This window comes from Helicobacter japonicus, from assembly GCF_000762845.2.
Classification (GTDB): Bacteria; Campylobacterota; Campylobacteria; order Campylobacterales; family Helicobacteraceae; genus Helicobacter_C; species Helicobacter_C japonicus.
Genome location: NZ_JRMQ02000018.1, coordinates 1 through 19482 on the forward strand (window position 1 = coordinate 1; position 19482 = coordinate 19482).

The 19482-nt window shown below is 30.6% G+C and carries 18 protein-coding genes and 1 pseudogene; 12 read left to right on the forward strand and 7 right to left on the reverse strand.

What is annotated here, in order from left to right; translation table 11 throughout:
• A partial coding sequence (locus LS65_RS09170) for a contractile injection system protein, VgrG/Pvc8 family (protein ID WP_422111209.1) occupies positions 1–1812 on the reverse strand: 1812 nt, incomplete at its 3' end.
• Between the two features lie 377 nt (positions 1813–2189).
• The gene (locus LS65_RS09175; protein ID WP_034362214.1) at positions 2190–2705 is read right to left on the reverse strand and encodes an Hcp family type VI secretion system effector; all 516 of its coding nucleotides are present in this window, start codon (positions 2703–2705) and stop codon (positions 2190–2192) included.
• Between the two features lie 140 nt (positions 2706–2845).
• On the opposite strand from LS65_RS09175, the gene tssM reads away from it, so the two are divergent.
• The 12 genes from tssM (at position 2846) to LS65_RS09220 (ending at position 11619) form a co-directional block, all read left to right on the forward strand.
• Positions 2846–6400, forward strand: a complete 3555-nt coding sequence (gene tssM / locus LS65_RS09180; RefSeq protein ID WP_034362216.1) for a type VI secretion system membrane subunit TssM — start codon at positions 2846–2848, stop codon at positions 6398–6400.
• Entirely contained in the window at positions 6390–7292 is a 903-nt protein-coding gene (locus LS65_RS09185) for an FHA domain-containing protein (protein ID WP_034362218.1), read from the forward strand. The genes tssM and LS65_RS09185 overlap by 11 nt, the downstream gene beginning before the upstream one ends.
• A gap of 97 nt (positions 7293–7389) precedes the next feature.
• Positions 7390–7527, forward strand: a complete 138-nt coding sequence (locus tag LS65_RS09855; protein ID WP_161976270.1) for a hypothetical protein — start codon at positions 7390–7392, stop codon at positions 7525–7527.
• A 122-nt stretch (positions 7528–7649) separates the two neighbouring features.
• The gene (locus tag LS65_RS09190; protein ID WP_034362219.1) at positions 7650–8804 is read left to right on the forward strand and encodes an AAA family ATPase; all 1155 of its coding nucleotides are present in this window, start codon (positions 7650–7652) and stop codon (positions 8802–8804) included.
• 118 nt (positions 8805–8922) lie between these two features.
• The gene (locus LS65_RS09195) at positions 8923–9216 is read left to right on the forward strand and encodes a hypothetical protein (RefSeq protein ID WP_034362221.1); all 294 of its coding nucleotides are present in this window, start codon (positions 8923–8925) and stop codon (positions 9214–9216) included.
• A gap of 99 nt (positions 9217–9315) precedes the next feature.
• Entirely contained in the window at positions 9316–9486 is a 171-nt protein-coding gene (locus LS65_RS09860; RefSeq protein ID WP_161976271.1) for a hypothetical protein, read from the forward strand.
• 9 nt (positions 9487–9495) lie between these two features.
• The gene (locus LS65_RS09200) at positions 9496–10455 is read left to right on the forward strand and encodes a DUF5131 family protein (RefSeq protein ID WP_138129851.1); all 960 of its coding nucleotides are present in this window, start codon (positions 9496–9498) and stop codon (positions 10453–10455) included.
• A gap of 9 nt (positions 10456–10464) precedes the next feature.
• Positions 10465–10770: a hypothetical protein gene (locus LS65_RS09205; protein ID WP_034362224.1), complete on the forward strand. Its 306-nt coding sequence runs from the start codon at positions 10465–10467 to the stop codon at positions 10768–10770.
• 4 nt (positions 10771–10774) lie between these two features.
• On the forward strand, positions 10775–10924 hold the full coding sequence (locus tag LS65_RS09865) for a hypothetical protein (protein WP_161976272.1): 150 nt from the start codon (positions 10775–10777) through the stop codon (positions 10922–10924).
• Between the two features lie 12 nt (positions 10925–10936).
• Positions 10937–11092, forward strand: a complete 156-nt coding sequence (locus LS65_RS09210; RefSeq protein WP_138129852.1) for a YopX family protein — start codon at positions 10937–10939, stop codon at positions 11090–11092.
• 3 nt (positions 11093–11095) lie between these two features.
• Complete coding sequence (locus tag LS65_RS09215; protein ID WP_052061098.1) at positions 11096–11416, forward strand: hypothetical protein; 321 nt, start codon at positions 11096–11098, stop codon at positions 11414–11416.
• Positions 11413–11619: a hypothetical protein gene (locus tag LS65_RS09220; protein ID WP_034362225.1), complete on the forward strand. Its 207-nt coding sequence runs from the start codon at positions 11413–11415 to the stop codon at positions 11617–11619. The genes LS65_RS09215 and LS65_RS09220 overlap by 4 nt, the downstream gene beginning before the upstream one ends.
• 578 nt (positions 11620–12197) lie before the next feature.
• On the opposite strand, the gene LS65_RS09225 is transcribed toward LS65_RS09220, so the two are convergent.
• The 5 genes and pseudogenes from LS65_RS09225 to LS65_RS10310 all read right to left on the reverse strand — a co-directional run.
• On the reverse strand, positions 12198–13700 hold the full coding sequence (locus LS65_RS09225; protein ID WP_034362227.1) for a hypothetical protein: 1503 nt from the start codon (positions 13698–13700) through the stop codon (positions 12198–12200).
• Positions 13701–13726: 26 nt separating this feature from the next.
• Complete coding sequence (locus LS65_RS09230) at positions 13727–17356, reverse strand: hypothetical protein (protein ID WP_034362230.1); 3630 nt, start codon at positions 17354–17356, stop codon at positions 13727–13729.
• Positions 17346–17711, reverse strand: a complete 366-nt coding sequence (locus tag LS65_RS09235) for a hypothetical protein (RefSeq protein WP_034362232.1) — start codon at positions 17709–17711, stop codon at positions 17346–17348. Before LS65_RS09235 ends, LS65_RS09230 begins: the two co-directional genes overlap by 11 nt.
• 42 nt (positions 17712–17753) lie before the next feature.
• Positions 17754–18560 carry a toxin-antitoxin system YwqK family antitoxin gene (locus tag LS65_RS09240; RefSeq protein WP_138129853.1) on the reverse strand — a complete coding sequence of 269 codons (807 nt, stop codon included), beginning with the start codon at positions 18558–18560 and terminating at the stop codon, positions 17754–17756.
• A gap of 47 nt (positions 18561–18607) precedes the next feature.
• Positions 18608–19482: pseudogene (locus tag LS65_RS10310) on the reverse strand (lipase); the annotation flags it as partial.

Below are 19482 nucleotides of genomic sequence, written 5' to 3' on the forward strand. Positions count from 1 at the left end.
ACTTTGGTTATAGAGACTTCCACTCACATAAGGCTTATCTATATCCTCATCAAAGAAAGAAACAATCACTTCATCTCCAATTCTTGGAGTATGGTAAAAGCCAGAAGATTGACTAGCAATAGGAGAGGCTACTCTTAAAAAGGGAGTGTAGTGGTAGATTCCTTGCTTTTCATCAATATCTTCTTGTGCTGCATACAGATTGATTCTGACCTTTACTCTTCCATATTCATCTGTATAGATTGTGTTTTTCTTACTCTCTATATCCTCATCTTCTCCAATCACAACTCCTAGAGTGCTATTTGGAGCTTTGGGCTTACTCTTTAAAGAGGGGGTGTAGCTAAAGGTAATGGGTAAAAAAGTAAGAATATTAGAATAAGCCTTAGCAGAATTTAAAGAAGAAGTATCTAAGGAAGCAAGAGTGTTTATCCTTTGTGTTTCTGCATTACTTAACTCCTTCCCTGCCATATCCTTTAGATTATTTTTTGTAAAAACATTCTCTTTTTTAATGAGTTCATCATTGGAATTAAAGTTATTTGCCAAAAGAGCTTCATTGATGAATAGATGCTCTATTGCTATGATATAGAAATCTTTTAGATTGTCTTTGCTCTCTTTAATGCTTTGGGAGAAGTCAATATTGATGTGTTGGTTTAAAAATAAGTCATAAATGTTACTTTGTGCTTGAAAGCAATTGTGCAAGACTTGTGTCCTTTTTTCTTTTAAAGATAGAGGTGTTTTTAAATCAATATTTTGAGTAAAAGAAGCTTCGCTTAAGTAATTATGCTCATTATAAATGAAATCTTGTGTAAAAGAAGATTCTCCATTCTCTTTTTGTGAATTTAAATCACTCTTTAGACTTAGATTCTGTAAAGCAAAAGGATTCAAAGCATTCTCACTACTTTGAGTAAAGCTATTTGTCTTTAGGGTTTGTTGTTTATAAAAGCTTGTAATGCAAGGTTCATTTAGAGTATTATTGCTCCTAGGATTAAATAAAACATTTCTTGGATTTTCTTTCTGTGAAAAATCATTAAAGTAAATACTATGGTCGTCTTCATAGAAATAAATGCCACTATTATGGGCAAGCCTTGTGATAAAATCTAAATCACTCTCTTTATATTGTGTAATTAATTCTAATTTAGGATAGCTAAGGTGAAGATGAGAGAAGTCAAGATTCTTACCTATTGCCTCTTTATGAAAGTCTAAAGTAGTTTGTATAGCTTCTACTATCGTTTTGTCTGTATAGATTCTATTTGCTTTATTTAAAGACATTCTCATAAGGGGAGAGGTAAGGGTAAAGGTAAAAAAATGTTTATGGTTTAAACCTTTGCTTTCTTTAGCTCTGTTTAAAACATTTGCACTGCTTTGAGGATTTAATCCTAAATATTCTATAAAAGAGAGGATTCCTGTATAAACTTTTGTTCCTTGCTCTTTATTTCCTTGAAAGATTCCATTAGTATTTGAAGTCTTTAAAGAAGCAAGTGCCTTTATAGATGTATTGTTAAAAACTAGAGTATCATTCTCTTTAGGAATAGTGTAGGGATTTTCAATACTAAAAGTTGCTTGCTTGTTAATCAAAGTATCGGGATGAAAGTTTAAAGTAGAAGCAGGATTATTTAAAGCTGAAGTGATATGACTCTTATTTTTGATAGAAGTAAAAGAATCTAAAGCAAAAGGGTGTTCTTGTAAGCTTTCTATATATCCTTCACACTCAATTCTCCATAAGGATTCTAAACTTTCTTTAATATAGGCTTTGGTGATGAGAAAGGTAATATTATTAATGTTTAGAGAGAGAAAGGAGGAAGTGGGAGAACTCATAGGTTGTTCCTTATATAAGAGGAAGTGTTAGGTTTATCATAGTCCAATCTTTTTGTATTAAGTTGCACAAAATGAAGATGATTGTATTCTACAAAGGCAGGTTTTTGTTTGAGTAAATATTGTGCAAAACCTTTCTGATTCAATTTTTTCATAATGTTACTCCCCACTTTTTGTGATTGTTTATTTGCTTCTCCAATCCAAGTAGAAAATGCGAGAATATCGAGATTGGAAAATCTCTCTAACTAAATTTACCTTTAGTATTTTTAAGGTATTTCTTTTTGTAACATTTATTACTACCTTAAAATGATTTAACAACTAACAATGATAAATGCTTCTATACTCAACTAAAAGTGTAAAAGCATTTATACTTGGAAATTTTAGGCTTTTGTTTCTCTCCAATCATCACTTCCACTTGTTCCAGCAGCAACGTGTTCCCAAATGACTTTTCTATAATTGAGAGAAACTTTAAAAAGTTCCGTTTTGTCATTATTACCTTGCTCTTGTGCATTGGGCATCAAAAGATTAATATCTGTGATAATTGCATCTTCTAACTTTGTGGTAAAGTAATGCTCTTGCCCTCCACTTGTAGAGGTTCTAAACCAATGAATTTCTACACTTGTTAGTCTTTCCCCGCTCGTGAGTGCATTATAGAGTAGAGGAACAGCTTTATTTAAAGAACAAGTAAAAGAGAAAGGTTTATGCACCCTTTGCCCTGATGGTTGCCCACTTTGTGGATCTGTTGGAACAGTTACAATATGTGCTACTTCTTGTGCCATAATTTCATCTTCGTGTCCTGCTTGATAACGATTTCCAATGCTTGCTTCTGTGGAGGCTCCACTTGAAATAAGTCCTTGAGTAGAACCCTCAATCTTTATATAAGCTGGTTGTGCCATTTTGTCTCCTTGCCTTGTTATCTTTTTTTTAATGTTTTAAAATTTTATTTTAGCACATAAAAATTTTATTTTAGCACATAATTATAAAAAATATTATAAAATGATATAAAATTTTAACCCAAATTTAGGATAAGTGGCTTATGTTTAAAAAGATTTTTGCTTTCATAAAGACTAAATTGTTTGTTATTTTGTTGTTGCTCATATTTTTTGTTGTTTTGAGCATATTATTTGCATTTTGGGGTTCTTCAATATCTTTTAATGATATTTATATCTTTGGAAATCCCTATTTAAGATTTGGAATTTTATTTATATTATGGCTTATTATCTTCTTGTTTTTTTTTCTTAAGCCAATCATCAATTTTTTTATTTCGCTTAAAAGTGAAAAAAGAGCAAAATTGAAGGCTTTGAAAAAAGAAACTAATGATTTTGTGTTTAGAGCTAAAAGAAACTTTTTTATTTCTTTGCAAGACGCCAAGACGACTTGGAAAAAGAAAATAAAGTTTAAAAAACTGCCTTTAGTTATCATCGTTGGGGAAGAAGGTGCTGGGAAAAGCACTTTTATCAATTATTCTAATATAGAGTATCCCTTAAGTGATAGTCTGCAATCTTATAAGAAATTTCATCAATCTACAAATAACTTTTCTTTATATGTTTCTAAAAATGGGGCTTTGCTTGATACGGAGGGAAATTATTTTTCTCAAGAGAAGTTTTTTGTGCCTTCAAGCAGTGATGAACTTCCAGAAGATGATTTAGATAAAAATAAAGAATTTTTAATTAAAAAGAATATTTGGAGGAATTTTTTAAACTTTTTAAATAAAAACTTTTTTCATAGCAAACTCAATGGTATAGTTTTGATAGTAGATACAAGCTTATTTTTGAGCAATCCTAAAGAGTATTCAAAAGATATTATTCGTTATCTTGTGAAACGAGTAAATGATTGTGAGGATTCTCTTAATCTTAAATTTCCTATTTATGTAGTTTTTTCTAAGATTGACTTATTGGAGGGTATGAAGGAATTTTTTGAAATTTTTAATGAAAAAGTAACTGATAGAGCTTTAGGAATCAGTTTTAAAGACAAGTTAAAACCTGATATTTTAGATAAAGAGCTAAAGCAGCTAAGTCAGTCTTTATTTTTTAATTTTACCAACAAAAATCATTTTATCTATTCTTTAGAAGACAAAAACAAAACTTATTTTTTCTTAAAGCAGTTTGATAATTTGTTTGCTCTAGCAAAAAACTTTCTTTTAGAAATACAAACTGAAAACGCATTTAAAAATAATTCTCTCTTGAGAGGAGTGTATTTTGTAAGTGCTTATCAGGAAAATATTCCTAGAAATTTTTTGCTTGATAGTGTGTGTGAGAAATATAATATTAAAAAAGCATTGGCAAAAACAAATCCTTTACACAATAAGCGAAGCTACTTTGTTAAATCTTTATTAGAGGATATTATTTTCAAAGATTATTTTTTAAGCAGTATGAAAAATATTTTTAAAAAATTTTCTTTGTTGCTACTGGTTTTAATTATAAGTTTGAGCACTTATTTCTTATCTTTTTATTTTATCTCTAGGGATAAAGCAGAAAAAGAAAAGGCAGAAAATACTTTGACCGCATTGCAGATTTTACTGAGTGATGTAGATTATAAAAAGCTTGACATCAAAGAGAAAGCAAACTTGTTAGCAAATTTGAAAAATATTTTGGAAGTTTATCCTGAACTTTCAAAAAATAGTAATATTATGCAATATCCAAGTTTAAATATATCATATAGAGGATTTGTAGAAGCTCAAGACTTCTACTATAAATTGAATGAAGATGTGTTTAAAAATACTTTACTCAAAGAAATGGAATATATTTTGCAAACTGACAAAGATAACAAAGATAATTTAATAAAAACTTTATATATGTATAAAACTCTATTTGAACGAAAATATTTGAATAAAAATTTACTTAAAATTTGGATTAATGAGAATTGGCAATTATTAAATAAATATAATATTTCTAAGGAAAACTTCTTAAGCGGAGTTGATGACATTCAAAAGATTAATATGGAAAACTCCAATAAAGATGGAAAGAGTATTGAATCAGCAATTAGAGTATTGCAAAGAACGACAACAAGACCACAAAGGCTATATGTTTTATTGAATTTTTTAAATAGTGATAAACGAAAAGAAATTTATAGGCTTAAAGAAGAATTAGGTCCTGCTGCAAACAATGTGTTTGCAGAATCAAGCAAAATAACTTCAATAGATAAAGTCTATACCAAAAATGGAATGATAAACTTTTTGCAAAATCTCAATCAGAATATAGATAATATGATGAATATAGAATCGTGGATACTTGAAAGCACTGATAATCTGACAAAAGAAAATAGAAGTGCGCTCTCTATAGGCGTACTTAAATTGTATTTAATAGAATACCAAAACAAATGGGAAGATTTACTGCTCTCCCTTGAGCCCAAACAATACAATTCTAAAGAATCCGCACTTAACCAACTTGATGTTTTGTCTAAAAAGGACAATCCTATATCGGCTTTAATTAAAATTGTTAGCATTAATACTAAGCTAAATGAGGCTACTTTGCTTAGAGAAGCTTATAATATAGGTCTTAATGCCAGCGAGATTAAAACATATTTTAGTAATATTACCTATTTTTTTAACCCTTATCATAAAATTGCAGAACAAGATTCTCTTTTAAATTCTGGAGTTTCAGCAGTAGGTCTCAATATTGCCAATGATGTAAGGATTATGGAAGTTCTTGGTTTGGACATTAAAAATATTCAAACCAAAATTATAGAGTTTGGCACAAATAATACTCAAAGTATTGAAAATAAGATAGCTTATGCGCTTAATCGTGGGAAAGAACAAGACGATCCTTTTGTGGTGTTTGCTAATGATATTAAAAAGCTTCCACTAGAATTGGAGAAATATTATGCAAAATTACATCTATATGCTTGGAATCTTGTAGAATCTCACGGAATCTCTTTGTTTAATACAGCTTGGTTTAATGAAGTTTATACGCCTTTTATTAATGATATTGCTCCTTTTTACCCATTTAATGATGAAAGCACACAAGAATTAAGTATGGATTCGTTTAAGGGATTTTTTGGTAGAAATGGAACTCTCAATAGATTTTATGATAAATATTTAAATTCTGTGCTCGTCAAGAAGACAAATACTTATTCTTTAAATACTCAATCTAATGTTAAAATAAATTTTTCTAAGAACTTCTTAGATTTTATGAAAGAGACCAAAAATCTTTCAAATTTAATGTTAGGCTCAAATGATAATATAAAAGTCAATTTTACATTGCAAAGTTTAGATTTGAGTGCCGACTTCTCTTCCATAGAATTGCGATATAATTCTAATAATGCAAAATACGACCATACTTTACATTCTACTCTGCAAATCATCGGGGAACAATTTAATAGTAACACAAGTTTAAATTTAACAGCTTTTGATTACCATAATCCAAATTTGAGCTATCACAAAACATATAGTGGTGAATGGGCTTGGTATAGATTTCTGAAAGAAAATAAAAATAATAATGAATATAGTGTAATTTTCAATAATAATGAGAAATTATATTTTGATTTTAAACTGATTAATGGTATTTTAGAGGCTAGTCAAATTCTTGATATACTCCAGAGAATAAAAATCGTAGAGCGCATTACAATAGGAGGAAATAATAATGGCAGATAATGAAGAGAAGATCGGAGTGATTGTTGAAAATTTAGAAGAAATTTTAACTAGAGATAAAGCATATATTTTTGATAAAGAAGGTGGATTTATAGGGAGTGATTTGCAATCCTCTTTTTGTATTCAAGATAGGGAAAATAAGATACAAAATAAGCACTTAAAAATAAGTTTTGAAGAGGGTTTTTTTACCATTGCTCCTGTGGAAGATGCCATTGTTTTTTATAATGAATCTTTTTCTAAAATGCAAGGCGGCTTTGAGACTATTATCAATAAGGGGGATGTTTTTAGAATAGCAAATGTTCGGTTTCGTTTTGTAGATTGTGAAGAAATTAATGAAGAGTTTTTAAGAAGCAAGGAAAAGCTTGAGAATATTGAAGGGTGCGATGAAATAGAAGAGGAGATTTTAGAACCTAGAGGCAAGGTTCATTTTGATTTTAAAGAAAAGGAAAATATCAAAGAACTTATTGAGAGTAAGGCTGATTATGCTTTTATAGAAGAAAAGATAGACAATAGCTTTTTAAAGCAAAGTGATGAGAAAAATCCTTTAAAATTTGAATATCAAAATATTCTAAAAACTCTTGATAAAGCTTTAAAAGAATTACAAATGAATCAAAAAAGTGCAAAATTTAACGAGCAATATGGAGAATTAGACATTAAAGATTTAGAAAAGATTATTGCCAATGTTCCACTTATAAAATCTACAAAACTAATCAATCTTTTAGCTCTAAGCTTGATTAGTAAAGAATTATATAGCCCCATTTTTGAAGAAATGGAAGAAGATATGTTTATAAAATATCTCCAAGTTGCTATTCAGGGCAATATCAAAGAAGAAAAAGCTTTGTTTGAAAATTTAACTATTAAAGCTTTAGAGAAATATAAAAATAAATATTTATAAGAAGTTTATTTGATGAATAAATCAGGGTAATAAATATTGTTTTAAGTTTTTTAAATTATACTAACTCTTTTCATTAAAAATTAACTTTGAGGTGTTAATGAGTAGAAAAATATTATACAGAGAAACTTCTGTTAGGATTGATTTAGAAATGCAAAGTATTAATCACATCAGCATTAAAACAATTTATACATTAAAATTAGATGATATAGAGTCTCAACTAAGCGGGGGAGGGTAAATTCTACTCTTAGTAGCTCTCAAAAAAATTCTCATAAACACTTTAACTCTAAGATTTTCAAACGAAAACAAAATAAAACAAATTCTCCTCAACCCCAACAAAATCCAAAACAGGCATTTTAAATGTTTTGGTTCATCGCAGAAGACAATGCTTATTATCACAACAAAAAGTTTTTGTATCCAACATTATCAAGTTATACTAAGCTAGACTTAGAATCTTTAACAATTGCCCAATCAGTAAAAGACTTAAAATCCACTACCCCATTAAATACTCAATCAAAAAACAAAGAGTTTGAGAATCTATCCGCAACCCAATTACTCATCAATCCCACATTGGCAGACATACAAATTTTATTTAAAAACCCCTTTCATCAATGCTTTATTGTCGTTTCTAATAATCCTCCACCAAAAGACTATCAAAGTTTCTTTAGCATTAAGAATTTACCCAACAAATATGGAATCCTCACCATACAAGAACACTTTTCTAATGTTCCAAAGAGCAAAGCCTTAGAAAGTCGTTTGGGATTATCAGTAATTGATTCGCCTTTTACTTTGCAAGATATAGGAGGAGCAACTGCTTTAAAGAAATATACCGCTCAACTCTTAAGGGCAGAACAACAAGGCTATAAAGCAAAAGGAATCTTTCTAGTAGGTATTCCCGGGACAGGTAAAACATTCTTTCCTAAATGCTTTGCAGGAGAGCTAAAAAGAATGCTGATTGCTTTGAATCTTTCTCAAATTATGGAATCGGATTCTCCCATTTTGAAGCTTAATTCTATTTTTGAATATCTCCACCAAAGAGCCATAGATTACCCACAAGAAAAATTTGTTATTTTAATTGATGAGATAGAAAAGATGATAGGCAATGCTACTGCAAAAGAAAAACAAATGCTAGGAAGACTTTTAACCATTCTTAATGATATTAACACCCCCGCTTGTGAATATAAATTTAACGCTATTTTCTTTGCTACTGCAAATGATTTGGGTTCAATTCTAGCAAATAACCCTGAATTTTTAAGACGAGGGAGGTGGGACGAGCTTTTCTTTATTAATCTCCCAACTCACGAATACGCAATAGAAATGTTTGAAATCTATATTAAGAAATATAAATTAAATTTTGCATTAGAAATGATGAGCTTAGATGAAATCTTTGCAGAAATAGAAAATAAATACCAAAAGACAATACGATCGCTAACAGATTCCCTTATACCCCCGCAGAAATTGAAAACTTCTGCAAAAGATTGGACTTTGTTAAAAAAGCAGAAGGGGAAACTTTAAACGAGAGGATATTATAGAATGCGTAGAGATGATTATTCCTCTTACGAAGTCGGCTCAAGATGGGTTAAATAAAATGGTAGCTCAAAAAGAGTTATTTATAGAGATATAGGAAAACATAATGGAACAGCCAACTAAAGATTTGAATTTTGCAGAGCATCAATACAGAGTAAGCAATTTTGAGAATTTCAGAACCTACTTTAAATCAGGTAGATACCATTATTTTAATTTCCAGAAATCTTTTAGATTTGATTGTAGAGATTGTGATAAAGACACGCTGATTGAGTTTGGCAAAGACTACAAAGATAAAAATGGTAAGGAGATATTCCAAAATGATATTGTTTGCACTAAAGATTGCGAGGGACACAAGAAATATCATAGGGTTATTACACCTATGATGATGGTTTTTAGATAGAGATGAAAAGAGTATTGAAGTGGTAGAGCATATTCATTCTAAAAATTTTAAAATATGGCGTAATGTTTCAGGCAATGAAATGGAATGGAGAAAAATAAAATGAAAGTAATTAATAGAACACAATTTAATAATGAGGCAATAATAAAAGCTTGGGGAATGACTTTAGAAGATATAGAGTATTTGATTTTTGAAAAAGTTGGCAAAAGAAGTGTGGGTATTCACGGAATGTATAAGAATGGTGAGCGTATTTGCTTGTTGGTTGAATTATAGGAGTAGAGAATGCACAAAATAGAATGGACAGATAAAACTTGGAATGTGATTACAGGTTGCACACAAATAAGCCCTGAGTGTGATAATTGTTATGCAAAAGCAATGACAAAGCATTTGCAAGGAATGGCAAGAAAAGAGTTAGAAAAGAAAACAAATTTGAAATGCCAAGTGTGTGGTTTTGATTTTGTGGAGCATAGTGTGGTAGAGGAATACACTGAAATAGCACATTCTTATAATGATGATTATCAAGTAATTTGTGCGGGAGATTGTGGAGGGCTTGAACCTCATAAGGCTTTTGATTTGCCTAAATATTATCTAGGTTGGGATAAAGTCGTATTCCACAAAGAAGCCTTAGATGATATTTTAGACAAAAAGAAATATCCAAGTGGAAGCAAAATCTTTGTTAATTCTATGAGTGATACATTTCACGAGGATATAAGCGAAGATGATTTAGTTGAATTATTTAATATTATGAGTAAAAGGCAAGATTTAATATTTCAAATCCTTACCAAGAGAGCAAATAGAATGTTTCATTTTCTTAGTTGGGTTTTGCCTAGAACAGGATGTTTGACTGATGAATATTTAGATAAAAAAATGAAGTCTCATATTTGGTTTGGCGTAACTGCTGAAAATCAAGAATATGTAGATAAGAGAATCCCGAAACTTTTAAAATTAAAAGATGTTGTTAATGAGGACATTAAATGTTTCGTAAGCATTGAACCTATGCTAAGTGAAATTGATTTAACTCCATATTTAGACAAGCTAGATTGGGTAATCATAGGGGGAGAGAATATACCAAATAATCCAAACAAAGCAAGACTTATGAGATGGGAATGGGTAGAATCTATTTATAGGCAATGTCAGTCTAAAGATGTGCCATTCTTTTTTAAGCGATGGAGTGGCATAAACGCTAATCGTAAAGATTTAAGATGGTATATAGAACGCTGTAAAGAATTTCCAAGAGATTAAGGAGGAATAATGAAATTATATCAAAACAATAAAATGGTTGCGACATTAGAGAAAACAAATGTTTGTTTTGGCGAATATAAAAAAACTAAAAAAATAAAAATGTTAGGCATTTGGGAACTAAAAGACGACAGAGGAAATCTCATTGACAACCTTATCCTAGATTTTGAAGTTAAGGCTTTCAATGCAAAAATGCTTAGGAATATATGTAAAAAATTCAAAAGAAAATTAGCCTTGAGCGATGAGGAAGTAGAAATTATTGCTGATAATCAAGAGGAATTAGAACAACAAAGAATCGTTCTTGATATAAAGGGGTAGAAAAATGATACCAACAAAATTAAATTTTAGAGTATGGAGCTACTATGATAAAAAATATTTACCTCCAGAGTTTAAAGGAAGTGAGATTTATATAAATGCTTTTGGACATATCGGTTACACCAATCCAAAAAATGATAATCCTTGCTTACCATAAGATGAATTAGAAATTGAATTATTTACAGGATTCTACGACAAAAATAAAAAGCAAATCTATGTGGGAGATATTGTGCATATTAAACCTAATGATTTGGAGGATTTTATAGATTTTAGAAAAGATAAAGGATTTTTCTTGGTGCTTGGGGCAATAACGATGATTGGATAGATGATGATTAGTAAAACAGAAAGGGGGCAGAGGCAAGCAGACAGGGTCAGCTCTGCTACCTATTTTAATGACCCCGATTTTCGTGGCTCTGCCAATGAAAGTATAGCACAAAATGATTACATTATTCCACAAGAGAGAAAGATATTTAACGAAAAAGACATTAATAAAATATCTTTTGATGAAAGACTAACCTTATTACAATCTAATCAAGAAGAGATTGCTAATCTCCCAAGAGCAAGTGAAGTTTCAATCCAAGAGGAAGAAGATACAAAGCATAATAACAAGTTAGATGAGGTAAAACATATCAAAAGGATTAAGCTATGAATGCTCTTTTAATTATCAATTCAAAAAATAATAATTTTGCAGTGTTGTATAAGGATATTGAAAATATTTTAGAAAAATTTGGCAACTTTTCTAACCAAGAGAGTAAAAACTCTTCTTTGATTTTTTTTAAAAACTTTATTTTTGATGCAGCTAGAAAACAAGAATTTTTTACAGAGTTTGGAGAGAAACCACACTTTGAATAAATAATAAAAGAATATAATGTGGAGGCTATTTTTACTTATTTTGAAGAGATTAAAAAAATATCTTTTGCAACTTTAGATGAAAATAAGCAAATTAAAGATTCTGATGATTTTGTGAATCCTTATAAAAAATAAGTGATTGTAACAAATGTGATAAGAGTAAGATATGAAAGATGAGAAAAAATAATGAAGTGTGAGGGAATGGGATTTAAGGGGCTTTAAAAAGCTTTTATATGTTTTAAAATGCGTATAGTGAGTAATTATAGAGCTTTTTAAAGGTTAGGGACAAGAGGCTTAAAGGGCTAGTTTTACTGCTGGGGATTATTTACTTAAATTTAATGTTTGAAATCAAAGTAAAATCCCTCACTTTGACTTCAAACGCGAAATGACTTTGATTTTACGCGAGGGGTTACAAAAATTAACAATAATGGATTTATAGTCTTTCTTTCATAAGTTTAATTTCAATATTGTGTTTTCAAATTATTTTACTTTACAATAGCTTAATTTTTCCATTTTAAATCAAAGCACTACGATTTTAAATGGAAAAACTTTGATTTTAAATGGCGTTTTATACTTAAGCACTAGGTATTCTTTCTCTCATATTTATATTTTTCCCAGTATTCTTCCAAGCCCTTATTGAAATCAATCTCTAAATCTAATACTTCTTTAGGAAAGATATAAGGACGAGCAGAGGGGAGTCCATATTGCAGATTGGAGTAACGATTATAAGTGATGTATCCCTTATAATACTTTAAGGGATTTTTAACATCTTTATAAGTCCTAAAATTTTGCACAATAATTGCCCACATCATTAAGTAATATTCCTTGATACTTTCTAGTGTAGAACCTTTTGTTCTAGGGTCTTTGATATAGCCATATTTCACAGCCCAGCCTATACCCATCCATCTCTCCTCGCCATCATCGTGTTTGTTAAGGACTGAACCAATAGCACAATTATCTATATAAGAAGTTAAATCTATCACTTCATCAGGGGGAAACTTCTCATCAAAGTAAGGGTCAAGCCCATTGATTAAGCCCCTTTGTTTAGCAGATTTTTGAGCATAGGCTCGCAATTGTTCAACCTTAAGAGGATTGCGAGGGAAATCACCAGCGGTGCGCCTATAATTTGCCTCAAGCCTATCGATTGCACCACTATTTCCAAGTGCGATAGCACAACGCAAACAAGCCTGAAACATTATAATAGAATAAAAGCCCACTTCATTTAACCCTAAATTGTTTGGTGAATAACAACTTGCTGCCTTATAAAATGCCAAAGGGCTTTGGTATTTAATGGCTGCAGCTAACCATAGTTCTGCTCTCGTAAGTTTAGTAGGAATTGCTTTGCTATGTGTCTCCTCATCTATTGCTTCCCATACCGCACACTCTAGCGCATAGCTATAACAATCTCTAGCCTCTTCTTCATTGAGTTTTAAATAACTAGAGGAATAACCCCCTTCGTATTCACACCATTTATAAAGCCGATAATACATATAAGCATTTTCTGGAATCTTTTCGTGCAGTAAATTTTTAGTGATTTGGGTGCACTCCTCTATTTCTCCTCCGTATTTTCTAAATTGATTTTTTTTAAAGAGTAATTTTGCTAATTCTACTCCTGCTTTTAAATATTGTTCTTTGTAGGCAACTCTTAGGTTGTGAAAAATCTCTTTTTGAATCTTAGAATCTAAGGAGTTAAAGTCTATTTCTTCATGGGCTTTCAAAAGATTTTGAGCTTTTTGATAGGCTTTTTTAGCAGTATCGCTTATTCTCTCACTATACTTATAAGGCTCATAATCCACATCCACATAAGGAAAAAACACTGATTTAAGCTCACTCTTTCTTACTATCATTTTCCTTTGTTCTTTATAACTTAGCTTCACAAAGGCTTCTTTTTCTTCTTTGCTCCATTTTATACCACTGCCATTAGGAGAGGGTTTGTAAGATTTTAGGGTTTGGAGAATGAAATGCTTTTGATATTCTATAAAATCCATATCCTCTGGCAGATTAACTTCTGCTGCTCGTCTATCTATTTCTTCATCAAGCTTATCCCAAAACGGAAGCACTGAATTAAATATCGCGACTTTCATTATCACTCCTTAGTTCTTAAATTTTCTTAATCCACAATATCAATCGTAGTAGGGATATAATCCCCATCATAGATAAGATTCCCGCAGAGATATTCATCAGGACTTTTATCTACTTTCCCAAATTTCTCATTTTGCTCTTTTTGTTTTATCAATGCCCTATCTTCCGTAGATATTAACCCTCTATACACCGCATAATTATACTCTGCCACTCTTTTAAGCTGAATGAGGAAATCGTGATTAAACTTTATGCCTCCTTTGGCATTGCCCTCTACTTCTATGAAGTTTTCATCGCTATTATCAAGATCTTTTGCCTTTTTGAGTTTCGTTCTTATGTATTTATCACTCGTGAGATTTTCTAGTGTGTAATAGCTAGGTTTGGTTTGTAGCTCCTCTCTTAAATAAGATTCTATCTCCTCATTTTTTCCCATATCCAAATAACACCATAGCTTTGCATAGGCTTCCTTGACAATATCTTTTCCTTTTTCGCCAATTCCTATGAGATTGACTTTATTATTCATAAAATGTCTTAATGTTTCTTTGAGCGATTTTAAGGCATTTTGAGAGTCCTCATTGAATAACGCCGCACTTGGAGTATGGACAAAAAGCCCACTATTGAGAGCAGAGCCTCCTAGAATAAGAGCTTTTAAATCCGCATTAACAAGTGTTTGAGTAATTTCTATGGGAAAAGTGAGATATTCGCTACCTTGTTTGCAAGTCGCATAAGGAGCATTTGTATGACGATTGAGCGCAAAAATAAGCGCAACAGCTTGTTGCTTCATCTGTGCGACACTACCTATTTGCACTTGAAATATTGCATCTAAGATAGCTTGGATTGTATATGAGATTACAGAGCTTGCAAAAAAAGAGAGCAAAGAAAGCCCTTTGGATAAATCAGTAGAGGGTAGGTGATTCGTGTAGGATTTATCAAGCTTTTCTGCTATATTTGAGCCAATTTTTTGTATTTTCTCTTTTGCAGATTCTCCAAAGACTATTGCTGTTATTGCTCCATATTTATCACCAATTTTTTCTAACTTAATTTTTAATTCGTTTTCTAATATTTTTTTACCAGCATCTGCTGATATTTCATAAAAAGCTTTTATAATTTCTTCTGTCTTATTATTCTTAAGCAATTTATCAAAATCCTCATCATTGGAATATATCAAGGTGTATAAGCCGATTGTTATTTCATAATTTCCTATAAAATCGTCTATAAGTGCATTTCTGCTTTTGCTTGTCTTAAGCTCTTCTATAATAACCCTAGAGAACAAAAATAAATCCTCTTCTTCTAAGCAATTTAAAAAGGACTCATTCAATGGCAAGAGTGGCATAACATACTCTATTGTTATTTGATAATAAGCTAGTTTATTGTTTGTTTTTAAATTTTTTTCAGCTTTTGAAATCTCAATTTTTTTGCTTTGTTCTAAGAAAGATTCTAGCTTCTCATCGCTATTTTTTACATTAAAATATTCTGCCAATAGTGCAAGGCATAGTTCTTTGATTTCTTTAATATCGTAAAAAATATTAGGCACGGCTTGTTTGTCTATCTTATTCGTAAAAGATTTTGTTTTAAAAAATTTTTCTAATATTTGTTTTTGTTTTTTATATTCTTCTTCAATTTCTTTTTGATATTGTTTAAGTCTTGTAACTTCATAAGCATTAAAATACGAAAATAAATACGAAACATCTAAAATTATTGCCATAATATCTTCACATATTTTTTGTATGTCTGCTTTTGCTTGGGACAATTTTTCTTGGTCATTTCCATACCGATAATAACTTCTCAATGTATTGTCCATATAGTTATCACACATTTGCATATATTTTTTATAAACAAATACTTGACATAAATCATAAACAAAATTACAAAAATCTTTTTCATTCATATCGCATAATTTTTTATCGTTTATTTCATATGTTGTTACATAGTCGCCATAGCCATAAAATTTAACTTTTCCAGCATCATACTCTTTGATTAATTTACCAAGATTTTGCGTTAAATAACGGATCTGTTGTGTTTGATTAAAACGAGCATAGTTTTCTAGTTTTTTAAATAATTTTGTGAGATTGTCAATCAATGTCCTTACAAGGGTTGCTTTTTTGACTCTATACATTGCAGACAAAAACAATACATTTGATTTGGTGTTTTTGTTATCATAAAGCTTATTTCTTATGTGATTTTGCACTTGATATTCGGGTAATCCATTATGCAGACAATTTGTAAGAAAAAGAGCAGTTTTATTCATTCTTGGTTTATTTTGCTGTTTGCTTGGTGTGAAACTTTGTATAAGCAAATCATTTGCTAATATAGAACTAAAGCTAGAGGATTTAATAAATAAAAAACTATCGAACTTTAAAAACATATTTTGCAAATGTTGGAAAGCTGATGAATGAGTAGAGTTATTATCCTTGTCTTCCTCATATATTTTATATAAATGCTCACAACTAAAGGTTGAAAATTGGGTATTTTTATTTGCATTTATGAAGGCACAATCATCATCTTTATTATTTTTTTCAAAAATGTTTTCAATATAGGCTTGATTTGGTTCTTTTTCGCTATTTAAAGACAGGGTAACCTTATAAGACATATCCTCAAAAGTTGAAACATTATCTTTTAAAAATGGATATAAAAAAGTGGAACTAAATTTTATACAATTAGGATACAAAGAATAGGTAAAAAGATTATCTTTTTGCATTGTAATAAGATTGCCAGCCCCAATGTGTCCAAAATTTAAAAGGCTTGCCAATGGATAACCTAAACGTTCATAAATACTGAGTATCGCTCCATAAACCTTATAGGCTGCTTCAAGCTTTTGATTGTCTTTGTGCTTAGTAGAGAAAAAATCATAAATATCCCACAAAAGCCAAATGATTGAAATCGTTATGCCAAAAGGTCCCAATGCGACACCACCTAAAAAGACAGAAAAAAAGAATTTTTTTGTCATACTTGTGCCAAGTTTATGTATCAAAATATGCGCTAAAGCTGGTAAGTGTGTTGTGCCGATAATTTGTGCGGTTAAATTAATTATATCTTTATTAAATCTATTTTCAAAATCTTTTTGTGCTTCCTCTGCGTATTTGTCTAATGATTGACAAATTTCATCTAAAGCCTTTTTTGCCTCGGTCAATGCTTCTTGGGTATTGGAGAAATCATAATCTTTAATAGCATTAAATATCATATTGTCTTGTTTATTATAAGAATCAAGATTGTCTTTTATCTCTTGTAAAATATTTTCAATATCTTTTCCTTTTTTACTATCATCACTTAACAATGAAACAAGCTTTATCATCATTGCACTTAAATCTAAAATTTCTTTTGTATCATTTGAAGTTTGTATAGAAATGTTGTAAGAATCTTTTTTTTGAATCTGTGATTCTTCATTTTCCTTTTGAATCTCTTTTTCTATCTGTTCTAAGACAATGTCATCTGTCTTATCTAGTGTGAAAATTTCTAAGTTTGATTCCTCTTGAGTGCTATTCAAGCGGTAGATTTGCAAGGCTAATTGCAAATCTGCTACCTGCATTTTTGTAACATTTTGTAAGCAATATTGAGCATCTTCTTGCAAATTGAGTGTCTCAAGATGAATATTAGCACTATGGGCTATATGTTTTGGGGAAATAAATTTGGATTGAGATTCAATTATATCTTTAGGTTTCATTTGCACTTCCTTTGGTGTTATGCTCATCTGTTATTTTTTCAAGGCGGCTAAAAAACATATGAAAGACAAATGCTACAATAATTCCAACAAATATCATTCCGATCACAAAGTAAATTTCAATCCCTAAGGTGAATTTGAAAACAACTGCCACAACAAACCATACAAATATAGCAATATTTAAGATTTTTCTAGGCATCATTTTTACTTCATATTTTGTGCCACATTTTGGACATTGCACAAAATTCTTACCTATATCATACAAAGCGCTATCTAAAATCTCTTCCTTAGAATTTGCAAATTCTCCGGTGAGCTTATTTATTCTCTCTCCACACTCACATTGATAATAAAATGTCATTGCACACTCCTTTTACAATCTCTCATTACACAAAATGCTTATTTATTCCGTTGAGATTATAAGCTTCCCTTGTTCGTTATACTCTTTATAGATAAAGAGCTTACCATTTTTGTATAGACGTTCTTCTTTAAGCTTCCCAGATTCATAATACTCTTTCCTAACACCATTTATTTTATCATTTTCGTATGGAGTTTCAGTTTCAAGCTGCCCAGATGCATAATACCTTTTCATAACACCATTTATTTTACCATTTTCAAATGGAGTTTCTTCTTTAATCTGTCCAGACTCATAATAGCGTTTCTCAACGCCAGTTGGTACATTATTTTTGTGTGGAGCTTCTTTTTTAATCTGTCCAGACTCATAATAGGTTTTCCATACACCATTTATTTTACCATTTTCAAATGGAGTTTCTTCTTTAATCTGCCCAGATTCGTAATACTCTTTCTTAACGCCATTTATTGTATTATTTTCAAATGGAGTTTCTCTCCAAAGCTGCCCAAATTCATAATACTCTTTATTAACACCATTTCTCTTATCATTTTCAAATGGAGTTTCTCTCCAAAGCTGCCCAAATTCATAATACTCTTTATTAACACCATTTCTCTTATCATTTTCAAATGGAGTTTCGGTGTGAAGCCACCCAGATTTATAATAAGCTTTCCTAATACCATTTTGCTTACCATTTTTATATGGAGTTTCTACCCAAAGCCCTCCGGTGCGAAAATATCTTTTCTCAATACAACCATTAAGCCTATCCCTCTCACTCTTGCATTCCTTTAAAGGCTTTGCATACCCTATTGACAAACATACTGATAACACCATAGCAACATTTACTAGATTCTTTAACATCACTCTCTCCCTCCATTATGCTTTGTTATATCTTATTATACCAAATTCTATCCCACCTCTAATCTTATTTTCTCCATTCCACTAGGGCAAAGAAGAATCTTTCCTTGAATATGAAGAGTAAGAGCATTGGAGTAATGTTGCTCTGTGGAATTTTGTATATTTCTTACATAATCTCTTTGTAAGTTTATAAATCTTCCATAACCTAAAGAGAGTTCTTCTTTATTTCTTTGTTCTTTTAAGAGTTTATGGATAAAGCTAGGGATACTCTTAGGAATAATAAGGATATATTCATACAGAGTATAAGCTATTCTTAGAGTGAGTATTCTATAAGAAAAAGAGTTGAGATGATAATCTATGAGGAGTTCTTTCAAAAGAGATTCTAAGATAGAATTGTCTTTTAAGTCTTGATAGTCTTCTTGTTTTTGAATAAGAGGTTTTAACTCTATATCTATGGGATTATTTGGCATATAGAATTTTGCTTGAGAGGATATAAGAGAATCTTTGGATTCTCTTTCTTCATAAGTGGAGGGAGTAAGATAATATTCTTCTAAGTCTTTAAAAGGAGTGATAATATTGAGAGTAGGAGGAGTAGGGTCTATTTGTGCCTTTAAAGCTTCTTTCTCTATATTCTTAGTATGAGTAGGATTAGGGGCATTGATTTTATAACTATTAGCTTTAGGAATACAAATAAGTGGAACTCCTTTATCAGAGAATACTCCAGAACTTACTAAATCTTGCATTATAGGATAATCTTCATTATGTTTTTTTAATCCACGAGAGTGAGGTAGTATAAGTGCTACTTGTGTGCAAGGTCCTCCACTTATAGGAGGATTAGGACAACCTACAATAGAGCTATAGAGTAAATCAGTTTCTAATATAAAAGGAATATTCTTATCTTGAATACTTTTACCTAGATTAGATT

Bases quoted from the DNA above. Each gene is read 5' to 3' on its own strand.
- tssM (WP_034362216.1), top strand. From the start codon at position 2,846: ATGTTTAAAAAGATTTTTGCTTTCATAAAGACTAAATTGTTTGTTATT.
- LS65_RS09855 (WP_161976270.1), top strand. From the start codon at position 7,390: ATGAGTAGAAAAATATTATACAGAGAAACTTCTGTTAGGATTGATTTA.
- LS65_RS09225 (WP_034362227.1), bottom strand. From the start codon at position 13,700: ATGAAAGTCGCGATATTTAATTCAGTGCTTCCGTTTTGGGATAAGCTT.
- LS65_RS09200 (WP_138129851.1), top strand. From the start codon at position 9,496: ATGCACAAAATAGAATGGACAGATAAAACTTGGAATGTGATTACAGGT.
- LS65_RS09230 (WP_034362230.1), bottom strand. From the start codon at position 17,356: ATGAAACCTAAAGATATAATTGAATCTCAATCCAAATTTATTTCCCCA.
- LS65_RS09190 (WP_034362219.1), top strand. From the start codon at position 7,650: ATGTTTTGGTTCATCGCAGAAGACAATGCTTATTATCACAACAAAAAG.
- LS65_RS09195 (WP_034362221.1), top strand. From the start codon at position 8,923: ATGGAACAGCCAACTAAAGATTTGAATTTTGCAGAGCATCAATACAGA.
- LS65_RS09235 (WP_034362232.1), bottom strand. From the start codon at position 17,711: ATGACATTTTATTATCAATGTGAGTGTGGAGAGAGAATAAATAAGCTC.
- LS65_RS09240 (WP_138129853.1), bottom strand. From the start codon at position 18,560: ATGTTAAAGAATCTAGTAAATGTTGCTATGGTGTTATCAGTATGTTTG.
- LS65_RS09175 (WP_034362214.1), bottom strand. From the start codon at position 2,705: ATGGCACAACCAGCTTATATAAAGATTGAGGGTTCTACTCAAGGACTT.
- LS65_RS09860 (WP_161976271.1), top strand. From the start codon at position 9,316: ATGAAAGTAATTAATAGAACACAATTTAATAATGAGGCAATAATAAAA.
- LS65_RS09220 (WP_034362225.1), top strand. From the start codon at position 11,413: ATGAATGCTCTTTTAATTATCAATTCAAAAAATAATAATTTTGCAGTG.
- LS65_RS09185 (WP_034362218.1), top strand. From the start codon at position 6,390: ATGGCAGATAATGAAGAGAAGATCGGAGTGATTGTTGAAAATTTAGAA.
- LS65_RS09205 (WP_034362224.1), top strand. From the start codon at position 10,465: ATGAAATTATATCAAAACAATAAAATGGTTGCGACATTAGAGAAAACA.
- LS65_RS09865 (WP_161976272.1), top strand. From the start codon at position 10,775: ATGATACCAACAAAATTAAATTTTAGAGTATGGAGCTACTATGATAAA.
- LS65_RS09215 (WP_052061098.1), top strand. From the start codon at position 11,096: ATGATTAGTAAAACAGAAAGGGGGCAGAGGCAAGCAGACAGGGTCAGC.